This window comes from Syntrophothermus sp. (assembly GCF_013314835.1).
Lineage (GTDB): Bacteria > Bacillota > Syntrophomonadia > Syntrophomonadales > Syntrophothermaceae > Syntrophothermus > Syntrophothermus lipocalidus.
This window is the reverse complement of sequence record NZ_JABUEX010000060.1, coordinates 1-11,852: the sequence shown is the minus strand read 5'-3', so window position 1 is coordinate 11,852 and position 11,852 is coordinate 1. Positions and strand designations below refer to the sequence as shown.

General features: G+C 51.3%; 13 protein-coding genes. 3 read left to right on the top strand and 10 right to left on the bottom strand.

Annotated features, from left to right (window positions below):
• Positions 1-182: 182 nt before the first annotated feature.
• From HPY90_RS13135 to HPY90_RS13105, 7 genes are all read right to left on the bottom strand, one after another.
• Positions 183-533: a type II toxin-antitoxin system PemK/MazF family toxin gene (locus HPY90_RS13135; RefSeq protein WP_041433572.1), complete on the bottom strand. Its 351-nt coding sequence runs from the start codon at positions 531-533 to the stop codon at positions 183-185.
• A 5-nt stretch (positions 534-538) separates the two neighbouring features.
• Complete coding sequence (locus tag HPY90_RS13130; RefSeq protein WP_013175940.1) at positions 539-811, bottom strand: CopG family ribbon-helix-helix protein; 273 nt, start codon at positions 809-811, stop codon at positions 539-541.
• 86 nt (positions 812-897) lie between these two features.
• Complete coding sequence (alr, locus tag HPY90_RS13125) at positions 898-2,037, bottom strand: alanine racemase (protein WP_287195127.1); 1,140 nt, start codon at positions 2,035-2,037, stop codon at positions 898-900.
• Positions 2,034-2,483, bottom strand: coding sequence for a CBS domain-containing protein (locus HPY90_RS13120; RefSeq protein WP_287195125.1), 450 nt, complete (start codon positions 2,481-2,483; stop codon positions 2,034-2,036). The genes alr and HPY90_RS13120 overlap by 4 nt, the downstream gene beginning before the upstream one ends.
• A gap of 39 nt (positions 2,484-2,522) precedes the next feature.
• Positions 2,523-4,076 carry an NAD(P)H-hydrate dehydratase gene (locus HPY90_RS13115; protein WP_287195123.1) on the bottom strand — a complete coding sequence of 518 codons (1,554 nt, stop codon included), beginning with the start codon at positions 4,074-4,076 and terminating at the stop codon, positions 2,523-2,525.
• Positions 4,077-4,088: 12 nt separating this feature from the next.
• Positions 4,089-4,451 (bottom strand): holo-ACP synthase, encoded by a 363-nt coding sequence (acpS, locus tag HPY90_RS13110; RefSeq protein WP_287195130.1) that lies wholly within the window; start codon positions 4,449-4,451, stop codon positions 4,089-4,091.
• A 145-nt stretch (positions 4,452-4,596) separates the two neighbouring features.
• Positions 4,597-5,076, bottom strand: a complete 480-nt coding sequence (locus HPY90_RS13105) for a chemotaxis protein CheW (RefSeq protein ID WP_013175946.1) — start codon at positions 5,074-5,076, stop codon at positions 4,597-4,599.
• 446 nt (positions 5,077-5,522) lie between these two features.
• Between HPY90_RS13105 and HPY90_RS13100 the strand changes: the two genes are divergently transcribed.
• A complete protein-coding gene (locus tag HPY90_RS13100) occupies positions 5,523-6,527 on the top strand; it encodes an MDR family oxidoreductase (RefSeq protein WP_013175947.1) in 1,005 nt (334 codons plus the stop codon).
• Between the two features lie 112 nt (positions 6,528-6,639).
• A complete protein-coding gene (locus tag HPY90_RS13095; RefSeq protein ID WP_273698683.1) occupies positions 6,640-7,098 on the top strand; it encodes an FAS1-like dehydratase domain-containing protein in 459 nt (152 codons plus the stop codon).
• A 160-nt stretch (positions 7,099-7,258) separates the two neighbouring features.
• Here HPY90_RS13095 and HPY90_RS13090 read toward each other — a convergent pair whose 3' ends face one another.
• Complete coding sequence (locus tag HPY90_RS13090) at positions 7,259-8,029, bottom strand: transposase (RefSeq protein WP_287195120.1); 771 nt, start codon at positions 8,027-8,029, stop codon at positions 7,259-7,261.
• A 1,111-nt stretch (positions 8,030-9,140) separates the two neighbouring features.
• Between HPY90_RS13090 and HPY90_RS13085 the strand changes: the two genes are divergently transcribed.
• Positions 9,141-10,868, top strand: coding sequence for a methyl-accepting chemotaxis protein (locus HPY90_RS13085; protein WP_287195118.1), 1,728 nt, complete (start codon positions 9,141-9,143; stop codon positions 10,866-10,868).
• 95 nt (positions 10,869-10,963) lie between these two features.
• On the opposite strand, the gene HPY90_RS13080 is transcribed toward HPY90_RS13085, so the two are convergent.
• A complete protein-coding gene (locus tag HPY90_RS13080) occupies positions 10,964-11,575 on the bottom strand; it encodes an HD-GYP domain-containing protein (RefSeq protein WP_287195117.1) in 612 nt (203 codons plus the stop codon).
• Positions 11,565-11,852, bottom strand: a 288-nt coding sequence (locus tag HPY90_RS13075; protein ID WP_287195115.1) for a hypothetical protein, incomplete at its 5' end; no start/stop codon positions are given. The genes HPY90_RS13075 and HPY90_RS13080, both read right to left, overlap by 11 nt.

Here is an 11,852-nt window from a genome sequence, read left to right as displayed (position 1 = left end):
TTTGCCGCCGGCTTCCTTCAGATTCCACCTCGCGATGGACACCCTTGCCTTAGGCTAATGGCTACTGCTACCTTCGCCGCTCGGGACTTCCACCCTATAGCCAGCGCCCATGCCGGGCGCACATAAACAGCGAAACAGGCGTTACTGCCTGTTTCCTCTCATTTCATTCTTATGTAGATAAATTAGGCATCGACCAATCCCAAGCTTATTTCCAAGGCGTGATTCACTTTGGCCATGGTCTCTTCATCCAAAAAGGCAATCCGTTGTTTGAGCCTGGTCTTGTCGATAGTGCGTATCTGTTCTCCAAGTATGACCGAATCTTTGTCCAGACCGTATTTTGCGGCCCGAAGTTCCACATGCGTAGGCAGCTTGGCCTTGTTTATCTGCGATGTAATAGCTAACACGATGGTGGTAGGACTATACTGATTACCTATATCGTTCTGAACTACGAGAACCGGTCTGATCCCTCCTTGCTCTGAGCCGACGACCGGGTTGAGTTGGGCAAAATAGACTTCACCACGCTTTATTGTCAAACCCATCACTCCGTTATTAACCTTTCTAAACATTGTATCAGGGCCTCGTAATCAGCCGAGGAACACTCACAAGCGAGGGTCAGGTTTATATCGGCCATCTCCATGTATCCTTTTTTCATCTGCTCGTTAATAAGTCTTTTCCTGCGCTCCCCCAGGTACATCCTGAGGGCTTCGCGGATAATCTCGCTTCGGTTTTTGCTCTCGGCAACGTAGATGTCCTCCAGCTCCAGTAATAGGTTTTCCGGTACGGTGATCATTATCCTTCTCGAGGCCGACAAACCGAGCACCCCCTAAGGCTGATACGCGCACTATGAGTGATATTAATTATTATACCGGTCGCCAGTTAAGGTCGCAAATCCAATAATTACAACTTACTCCGCCTGTAAATGCGGGGTATGCGCGGCCCTAACATACACACGATTTCGTAGTTGATAGTTCCGATGAGGGAGGCCAGCTCATCGGCAGTAACACCGTCTTCCGGCCGTCCAAATAAGATAACTTCATCCCCTTCTCTGACCCCCTCGACCTCGGAAACGTCAAACATGCACTGATCCATGCATATTCTCCCTATACCGCAAACCCGCTTTCCCCTTACCACCGCGTGTACCTTGCCGGAAAGTAACCGACTATACCCATCAGCATAACCGATAGGAACCGTAGCCACCTTCGTGGTACGGGTTGTAATGTAAGTACACCCGTAGCTAACGGCATGGCCTGGAGGCAGGTCTTTTAGCATCACAATCCGGCTGAGAAGCCGCATAGCCGGGATGAGGTTTAAGCATCGGTTCGCCACTTCATCCGAAGGCCACAGCCCGTAAACGCTTATGCCCGGTCTCACCAAGTCGAGATGCGCTGATGGTAAATCGATTAAAGCCGCGCTGTTGGCCGCGTGTTTTAAAGGAATTTTAACCCCTTTTTGTTCGAGTTCACCCACAAAGTCCAGAAAACGCCGGAGCTGCCATTCGGTATAGCTCTTGTCAGCGGCGTCGGCTGCGGCAAAATGGGTAAAAATCCCTTCTACCTCTAGTCCCGGCAGGCGAAGAAATTCCTCGATGTCCGCCAATGCTCTTTCATCTGGATAAAATCCCAGCCGTCCCATGCCGGTGTCGATCTTGATGTGAATGTACCCGGGCTTCTGCAGCTTGCAGGCAGCTCGGGAAACGGCTTCGGCCAGACGCCGGTCAAAACAGGTAAGCCGCACCCCCTGTTTAACCGCCTCTTGGGCCCCTTCCTCGGAGGTAGCGCCCAGCACCAGAATTCTAGGTCTATTAATCCCGGCTTCTTTGAGCAGAAGCGCTTCGTCTAAAAGAGCCACAGCCAAGAACTCGGCCCCTTCCTCTACACATGTCCTGGCTACCTCCAGAATCCCGTGCCCGTACGCGTTAGCCTTCACAACCGGCATCAAGCGAGCTGTCCCTACAAGCAGGTTTCTCAATTCTTTTAGGTTGTGGGCTACAGCCCCCAAGTCTACCTCTGCCCAGGTTGGTCTTGCCAGATGCATCATGATCTTGCCAATGCCCTCACCACGTCATTTCTGGTCACTATCCCTACCACCTTGCCGTCGCGCACCACCGGAACCCTGTTGATAGATTTTGCCGTCATCAGCCGAGCAATATCGAACAGTGGAGTATCCTCATCTACTGCTGCAACCTGTGTGGTCATGATATCTTTGACCTTGGAAGCCGTGAACCTCTTTAGCTCCTCATTAAACCGGCGCGGGCTCTGCAGAAAGATGATGCTGTCGAACAACGTGATGTAAAAGGGCAATTCGAGATCACGGGCTTTGATCATGAGGTCACTTTCCGTGACCACCCCAACCAGCTTTCCGGTGTCATCCAAAACTGGGACCCCGCTGATCCGCTTGTCGGCCAAAATCTTAGCCACTTCTTCTACACTTTGTTCCGGCCGGACAGTTATAACCTCTTTGGTCATTATGTCTTTCGCTTTCAATTTAAGACCCCTTTTCTAAAGAATATTACTAAGGCACCTTCATCTTGACTCGAAAGCCTTCAAAACCGCTGGGATATAATGCACGATATCCATAGCATTCAACCCCCGTTCCCCTTTTTCTTTCTTGGCTTCGTCTCCGGCTTTCCCGTGAACGTAAACACCTGAAATCGCTGCCTGGTCAGGTAGCAGGCCCTGGGCCATAAAACCGGCAATTATCCCGCTTAATACGTCACCGCTCCCAGCCGTAGCCATACCGGGATTTCCCGTAACATTTACATATACATCCCCGCCGGGAGTGGCTATGACCGTGTTGTGCCCTTTAAGTACCAGGGTTACTCCCCATTCGGAAGCAAACCCACGGGCTACTTCCAAACGATCCGCCTGGATATCGGCTACACTGAGTCCTGAGAGACCGGACATTTCTCCTGGATGAGGTGTAAGGATTACCGGGATTTGACGGTCCTTAAGAACGCCCAGGTCTTCTGCTAAAGCATTCAACCCGTCAGCATCTATAACCACCGGTACCCCCGCTGTCTCAAGTATAAACCTGATCACGGCTCTGGCTTCGGGGTACCTCCCCATTCCCGGTCCCGCCACGCAAACCGATGTCCTCTCCAACAAACTCTGCAGAGCTGGAAGCGCCTCTAGTGAGATGGTCTTGAGCGAAGTCTCGGGCAAAGGAGTAGTCATCACCTCTATCAACCTGCTCTCTATCGCTGGCTGCAAAGATTGGGGTACCGCGGCTGTCACCAATCCGGCCCCGCTGCGCAGTGCGGCCTCGGCTGCCATAACTACAGCCCCAGTAAGTCCTACCGAACCCCCAACTACCAAAACATGTCCAAAACTTCCCTTGTGAGTCTCTGCTGGTCGCGGTAGAAACCAAGGAGCCACCCAATCCTCAGTTACCAGGTTAGTCTTGATATCCGGGGCCTCCAGCAAACAGCGGGGGATGGATATATCGCCTACGGTCAACATACCGGTGTAGCTCCGCCCGGGCTCCAAGAAAAAAGCCTTCTTGGGCAAAGCCATGGTAACCGTCCAGGTCGCCCGGATTGCCTCTCCCCGAACCTTACCTGTATCAGCTTCTACTCCCGAAGGAATATCGACCGCCACCACCGGCTTCCCTGACTGGTTGACCATTTTCACCACCTCGGACTCCGGGGAAGGCATCTCCCCGTGAAACCCGATACCATAGATGGCATCTACCACCAGGTCGCATCCAGACAGCGGCGCGAGCAACCCCTGCAATTCACCCGTGTCTGATACCACGAAAACCCGGCCACTGATGTTTTGCAATATGCGAAAGTTCAGCTCCGCATCGGGGGTCAATTCCGATGGTCTTCCGAGCAGGAAAGTATCCACGTGAAAACCGCTGTTGATAAGGTGCCGGGAAACAACAAAGCCATCACCCCCGTTATTGCCTTTACCGGCTATTACCACCACCCGGGGCAGCTTGATGCCTGCTAAAGCAGTCTGCACTGCCTCAACCACCCTTAACCCGGCGTTTTCCATCAAAACTATACTGGGGATGTGAAATTCGGATGAAGCGCGCCGGTCTAAATCCCTCATCTCTTGTGCTGATACTATTTTCAACGCTGTCCCCTCCTACCCTATACGGGCTACAACTACAGCAATCGCATTTTCCCGAGTATGAGAAAGACTGACATCTATCTCCCTCAGCTCGACCTCCCAAGCCTTCTCCCGAGCCCAGCCATACAAATTTAGCTCAGGCTTACCGCCTGGGCCCATTCCAACTTCGACCTCAGTAAACCTGACCTGACTTGACAGCCGGGGATGAAGCTTATGGAAAGCCTCCTTGGCCGCCCACCGCGCCGCCAAAGAAGGATAAGGATTTTTTTTCGAATAACAGTAGGATAATTCCGATTCGGTATAAACCCTTTTTAGGAAACGCGGTGTTCGCGTTGCAGCCCGCTCGATGCGGCTAATTTCGGTAATATCTACTCCCACCAAAAGCAAAAAACCACGTCCCTCTTTTTCTAAAATTATTTATCAATCATCTCCAAAATAAAAGCCCCGAATACCATTTTCAGGGCAGAAAACCTGTCTTTCATAGGTTTCTCTAACAATTACTGTAATGCCATGTAGATTTCTTTTAAGCTTTAGCTGCATCAAGAGCCTCCAGCTCCCGCTTTTCTGTTTCGGTAAGGATCTTAGTCATGTCCAGCATTATCAGCAACCGGTTGTCAAGTTTGCCAACACCCGTAAGATATTCTGCCGTTATTCCTCCTATAATGGCAGGCGGCGGCTCAATGTTGGAAAGTGGTAGCCGTAAAACCTCAGTCACCTCGTCCACCACTATGCCAACCGTCTGCCCCCCTACTTCCACTACTATGATACGGCTGTCGTCCGTCTGTTCGGCCGTAGTCATGGCGAAGCGCTTCTTGAGATCTATGACCGGTATTATATTCCCTCTCAGGTTAATGATGCCTTCGACAAAATCAGGGACTTGAGGTAGTTTGGTAGGTTTCGTAAGACGGTTGATCTCCTGAACCTGGGTAATCGGCACCCCGTATTCACACACGTTGTCCCCAGCCCGTAAAGTAAATACCACTAGTTGAATCTCCTCTGCCATCGTATCTCCCTCCTGTTTTCTGTTTGAGCCCGCCGGTTTAAAGCCTCAAATTGCACCTACATCCTTTATGCTATTTTACTATTTATTCGATACTGTCCGTTAATCTTCCTGTTCTCAATCAGATTTTCTAAGTCAGGCCCGTATCCATTTCCCGCTGACCTTTGTCGTCGATCTCGCGCGTAGGACCGCTTCAGCAGTCTCTTTTCTCGGAGTTCACATCTGGGTTATGCTTTTTATTTTCCCTCGAAGGAAAAATAGAATGATTGCCGAATAATCATAATTGATTACTGATTCCAGTTGTCCGATTTCTGCCCTTGGAAGAGGAATGCATTCGCAGCTCGGTTTGCAGCACGTCGATAATGAGAGGAGGTGGCTTGGGGAACCGCAACAAGTTGGGATAAGAGTATGCAAGAAAAAGATGTAGAGCTTTGGGGAGTGGTATGTGTATGGCGGGGGAAAACACTTTTAGGGCTATAGTTGTGGATCAAGTCGACGGGAAGATAGTCGCCGAGATCAAGCAGTTGACCGTCGATGATCTTCCACCGGAAGACGTGCTCATTAAAGTGGACTACTCAACAGTCAATTTCAAAGAAGGCCTGGGTTTCGCGGGACGAAACAAGATTTTTCGCAAGTTCCCCATGGTGCCAGGGCTAGATCTCGCTGGAACCGTCGTGGAATCAGCTTCTCCTGACTTCAAACCCGGGGACCAGGTTATACTGAACGGTTGGAGTGTCGGCGAAAGATATTGGGGAGGTTACTCCCAGATGGCTCGGATCAAGTCCAACTTCCTCATCCCGCTTCCGAAAGGTATGGACACCAAGAAGGCCATGCAAATAGGAACCGCCGGGTATACCGCGATGCTCTGCGTCATGACCCTGGAGGAAGCCGGAGTTACCCCGGACAAGGGTCCGGTCATCGTAACCGGGGCAGCAGGAGGAGTAGGAAGCAACGCGGTCGCCATCCTGGCCAACCTGGGATATCACGTAGTAGCCCTCACCAAGCCGGACCAAGAGCACACTCACGGTTTCTTAAAGGAGATCGGAGCCAAAGAGTGCATATCAGGTCCCGAGTGGTCTGAGGAACCGAGTCCCCTGGAGCACCAACGGTGGGCCGGAGCGGTGGACACCGTGGGAAGTGTAGTTCTGTCCCGACTCTTGTCAGAGATGAATTACGGAGGTTGCGTTGCTGCCTGCGGACTGGCCGGGGGACACAACTTCAAGACCACTGTTATGCCCTTCATTCTGCGCGGGGTTAGCCTCAGAGGCGTGGACTCGGTCTGGTGCCCAAACCCCAGGAGGATAGCCGCCTGGGATCGCCTGGTAACCGACATGCCTGATTCTTCGCTGGAGAGGATAAACAAGCTCATTTCGCTGGAAGAAGTCCTGCATTACGTGAAGGAGATCCTAGAAGGAAGAGTGTACGGGCACCTGGTCGTCGACGTGAACAAGTGACGAGAGTAAAAAAGTAGTACCTAGAGCGCTCATCGAGAGACGTCCGGAAACATCCGGTACAAGCATGCCGTATGTTGTTATTTTTTTATCAAATGGGAGGGAGTTGAATAAGATGAGTAACGTGATTCCTGCCGGGACCAAGATCCCTTGCCGGGTCAGCCGCACCCTCGATGTCGGCGATTTTTCCATCCTGCACCAGCTCACCTGGTTTAACATGGCCGTCCACAGTAACTCCGAGTACGCCAAAGGAACATGGTTCAAGGAGCGTTCCTTGGCCGCCCCGGTCATATTTGTCGTGGCCGACGGACTAGTCCACAACGCCGATACAGTGGCCGAGCTCTTGGGCAACTACGGCTACGAGATTTACGCCTACGTAGGGATCGACAACGTCAAGGTCACCAAGCCAGTCCTTTTCGGCGACACACTAACGGCCCAGGCCGAAGTAGTCGATTTCCGCTCGACCAAGAACCCCGACATGTTCCTCTTCGTTTACCACAACAAAACTTATAACCAGCGCAACGAGCAGGTAATCGAGTATACCAGCAGCATGTTGGTCAAGAAAAAGGCCTAGGGCTTTAGAGAGCAACCGCCAATCAGGAACTGCCACATAAAAGACAGAGGCAGAAAACGCAAACTGAGATAGGATTTTGGGGCCGTCAGCACGGTATGTCTGCTTGCGGCCCTTGTTATTGACACATTGACACAAGGGGACGGTTCTTCCGTGTCAATGTCTAAGCCTTACGGACAAGGTGGAATGGCAAGCCGGTTATCCTGCTTATTTGCCGAAGGCTTAGTCCTTCATTTCTTAAACGACGCAATATTTTGTTTCGCGCATCCTGATCCATGGTCTGTAAGGCCGTTACCGGTTTACCCTTCATTATTATCCTCGTAATTTCATATGCTTTGCTTTCGCTAATTCGTTTGGTTTCATCGCAATCTAGGCAACGGTCTTCGTTATCCTCTTCCGTAAATTTTTGAAGTACCTCAATCGCTCTTTTTTTATCCTTATGTACAATGTCCAGGATTTGACTGGTATCAGGAAATGTAGAAATATTACGATCCGCTTTATAATAAGCAGCACAACTGCTCCATTCATATTCTTCTGGTTTATTGCTGATGAGGGCTTTGACGGGATTTTGGTGGATGTAGCGAATGACTGTCAGTAGGTATGCATCGTCCTCTACGCATTCACTCTTAAAGCGATCTTGAAACACGTGACCAATTCTTTCGTATTTCCAATTGTACCAGTAGGCGTAACTTACACCCAAGCGTTTCATAAACACTGATATATGGCCATCGTTTTCTCTTAATAATAAATGAACGTGATTGGTCATCAAGCAGTACCCGAGTACGCTTACCCCACTTTCCAACGATACCCTTTTTGCAGTTTCCAGGTATCTCCGAAAATCGTCTTCTTCATGAAAGATATCCTGCTGGCCGATTCCCCGTACTATAACATGGTAGATTCCTGTTTTACTCTTTTCTCTTGGCTTCCTGGGCATGCTTCACGCGCCCTTCTCCCTTTTCTCAGATTCTAGCATGCTTTTTCCTTTGTCACAAGAGAACCGTCCCCCTGTGTGTCCGTCGGGACGACCCCTGGTTCTACTACAACCGGCTCAGGCAACACCGGCAGTGCTGATAAACCAGTATTTAACCCGGGACCTCCTGATATAAATGGACCATCGGTATCTGCTACGCTGGAGCCACCCAAACAACTGTTGAACTGGACCGGCAGATGGGATACCAACTATGGAATACTTGTGCTTACCCAGAACGGTAATCAGGTAACAGGAACTTATCCAAATGGAACCTTGACCGGAACCGCATCGGGTAACGTCCTAACCGGGACTTTTGATGAAGGCGACGGCTATACAGGACCTTTCACATTTACTATGTCTGCTGATGGTAGAAGTTTTACCGGTACTTGGCACTATTACGGCAGTACTGAAAACGGAACCTGGAATGGAACCAGAATAACAAATTAATGTAAAAGGTGAATCGAAATCAAGTAGGAGGGGGTGATTAACACCCGTCCCCTCACACTACCGTACAATACCGTTCAATATATGGCGGTTGACACAGATGGACAGAAACTACGATAACATTCGGCTAAGCTGATGAGCCCTTGGTTACGCCAGTAGGCTAGACCCAGGGCTTTCTTTACCTCCAGTTTGCGGGTAAAGAGCAAAAATCGTTGCCACGGGTGAACGAAAAGACCCAAAAACAGCGATTTAGTGCTACTTCTCTCCTAAAAACTGCGATTGCATATATGCACCCTACAGGGTAATTGGCGGCTTCCTTGAACCACCTGCGCCACCGCTAGCTCAGTAAGCGGACGGTTCCGCGGTTTATTTTCTGACAATAAACCGCAGGAACCGTCCCCCTGGTTGCCCCTTTTACCACAGCCCTTTGTTCGTCGTGGGCAAGAAGGCTGTGGGTCCAGGTAACACGGTCTCTATATTATGCATCCCCTGGTATTACCGAGCCATATGAGGCTCTGACAACAGAATTGAAAAAAGGAATTTCTTTGTGAAGGATTTACCAAAATGTTGTCGAATTAACTGGAAAACAGTGCCTTTGTCCCATGACCTGGGCCTTGAAGGAGGTATTTTGATGAATTGGCTGCGTAACATGCCTACGATGACCAAGATGATGCTGGCCAGCACCCTTATGGTGGTGCTCATCGGTGTGGTAGGTGGCGTGGGGTGGAACGGGATGTCGAACATCCAAAAGCACCTGCAGACCATATACGACAGTCGGTTCGTCCCCACTCTGGATCTTGCCACAGCCAGCGAGGCGGTCAAAGCTCTGAGAGGCGATTTATGGAAAGCCCAGGGAGCCGCCAGCGAGACTGTCAGGAATGAAGCCTTCGACCAGCTGAAATCCGATTTCGAAACCCTAGACCGAGCTTTAGGCGCTTACGGGCAAAGCCGTATGACCGAGCGCGAAAAGGAGCTTTTTAACCAGGTAAGGGCTAACATGGCCCAGTACCGCAAGGTGGCCGAGCCTTTCGCCGGGATGTTCGGGCCCGGTTATACCGCGGAGCAGAGGGACAAATACCTTACCGAGGTGGTCCGCCCCTACCGCCAAGCTGCTGAACAGAGCATGGCTGACCTCTACCAGCTCAACCGGGAAATGGCTAGCCAGTTGCGGCAACAGGCAGAAGAGAACTATGCTAATTCGACAAAGTTCATAATAGTTTTTACCCTGGTAGTTCTCGTAGCGGCCTTCGGGAGCGGTATCGGTATCGGAAGAGTGATAGCCGTGCCTTTGAAAACCGCAGTCGGGCAGCTTCAAACGGTGGCCCAGGGGGACCTAAGCCAGGAAGTTCCTCCGTCCCTGGTTGAACGCAAAGACGAGATCGGCGATGTGGGCCGGGCCTTGCAGGTCATGACTGCAGAACTGCGAAAGCTTATGCGGGAGGTAGTAAGTAGTGCTCAGGAAGTGGCAGCTTCGAGCCAGCAGCTGTCCGCCACCTCTGAGAACGTCTCCGCCAACATGGAGGAGGTATCGGCTTCGGTTGAAGAAATAACCGCGGGGCTCCAGACGGTTTCTGCCTCGGTAGAAGAGATCACTGCCTCCAGCGAAGAGATGACCGCTTCGTTGAACCAGTTGGCAACGGAAGCTAAGAAGGGAGCGGAAACTTCAACCGTTGTTGAAGAGAGAGCCGGGTCCGTCCAGCAGCAAGCCCAAGCATCACGTAGTGAAGCTCATTCCATTTATCGAGACATAGAAGAGAAGGTGGCGTTGGCGGTCAAAGAAGCAGAAATCGTGACCGAGATAACCTCTTTGGCCGACTCCATCGCCGGGATTGCTGCCCAGACCAACCTCCTGGCCCTAAATGCTGCCATCGAGGCGGCCCGGGCCGGGGAGCAGGGCCGCGGCTTTGCGGTAGTAGCTGAGGAAGTGAGGAAACTGGCGGAAGAAACCTCTACCTCCGTCGCCGGCATCAAGAGCCTGACCGACAACGTGACCCATTCCATCGAAAGCCTGGTGTCGCACGTCAGCGAGCTGTTATCCTTCGTCACGGAAAAAGTCATCAAGGACTACGACCAGCTGGCAACTGTTGGCGAGCAGTATGCCCAGGATGCGGGTACGTTTAACAGCCTTTCGGTCCAAACCGCGAACATGAGCGGGCAGGTCCTGGCCACCGTCACCGAAGTAGCCAAAGCTATAGAGTCGGTAGCCCAGACCATGGATGAGAGCACCAAATCGGCATCCGAAATCGCTAAAGCGACGGAAACCACTACGGCATCGGTGGTGCAGGTAGCAGAAGCGGCCGCCCGCTTAGCCGAGACCGCCCAAACCTTAAATCAATCGGTGTCTCGCTTCCGGCTTTAGGAACAGGTGAGGATTTGAGATTCTCGAATCGCGTCTTTGGTCACGGGCATCACCCATATTCCTTGCCAAGAGGTTGGCCTTTACTCGAAGACTCGTTAATAGGTGGTAAAGAACTCTACGAGCTTACCCACCACCTTCCGGTCAAACTGGTAACCGGAGTTGTGCTTCAACTCCTCCAGCGCTTGTTTGACATTTTTAGGTTTGGAACGATAAGAACGATAGCTGACCATGGCATCGAGCGCGTCGGCCACGGCGACAATTCTTGCAGCCAAGGGAATCTCAGTACCGGACATGCCGTAAGGATATCCTTTCCCATCAACACGTTCGTGGTGGAATTCGACGATATCCAGAACTACCCGTTTTTCCGTTTCAGGCACGTTCTTCATGATGGAAAGCGCGATTTCCCTACCGAGGGAAGGATGTCGCTGCATCATCGCCCGTTCTTCGGGTGTCAGCGCACCGGTCTTATGCAACACGATTTTCGGTATTGCCGTCTTGCCCAGGTCATGGATCAAGGCTCCTAAATAGACATATTGAGCTGCGTCAGAAGGGAGACGCAACAGATGGCTCAGAAAATAAGAAACCTGAGCGACCTTCTGGCAATGCAGGTAAGTATCGGGGTCATACTGCCAGAGTTTTTTCTGGCACCTGCGAGTTTTGACCAAAATCCTAGCCGACACCCCGTCGAAAACTCTGTTATTCAACATGAAGCCCCCGCTTCCAAACAGAATTCCGCGGCAAAAGCATGCTGTATCCAGCGCAGTTTTCCTCTGCCCATACTACGTACCTCCCCAGCCCTAAAACCGGAAGTTTACATAAAACAAGACCCGGGCCAAAACAAACTTTGTCTTTAACCGGGTCTCCGATGCGTCTCACCAGGTCTTGATATTGGCAGTGCTTAAGAAAGCCGCTGAGCAGCAGGGCAACGTTCGCCCTTCCGCTGCGCTTCATTTCAAACCCACATACGAGCTTATTGATTGATTG

Excerpts from the sequence above, each read along its gene's own strand:
- HPY90_RS13085 (WP_287195118.1), top strand. The coding sequence starts at position 9,141 with ATGAATTGGCTGCGTAACATGCCTACGATGACCAAGATGATGCTGGCC.
- HPY90_RS13100 (WP_013175947.1), top strand. The coding sequence starts at position 5,523 with ATGGCGGGGGAAAACACTTTTAGGGCTATAGTTGTGGATCAAGTCGAC.
- HPY90_RS13090 (WP_287195120.1), bottom strand. The coding sequence starts at position 8,029 with ATGCCCAGGAAGCCAAGAGAAAAGAGTAAAACAGGAATCTACCATGTT.
- alr (WP_287195127.1), bottom strand. The coding sequence starts at position 2,037 with ATGATGCATCTGGCAAGACCAACCTGGGCAGAGGTAGACTTGGGGGCT.
- HPY90_RS13080 (WP_287195117.1), bottom strand. The coding sequence starts at position 11,575 with ATGTTGAATAACAGAGTTTTCGACGGGGTGTCGGCTAGGATTTTGGTC.
- HPY90_RS13095 (WP_273698683.1), top strand. The coding sequence starts at position 6,640 with ATGAGTAACGTGATTCCTGCCGGGACCAAGATCCCTTGCCGGGTCAGC.
- HPY90_RS13105 (WP_013175946.1), bottom strand. The coding sequence starts at position 5,076 with ATGGCAGAGGAGATTCAACTAGTGGTATTTACTTTACGGGCTGGGGAC.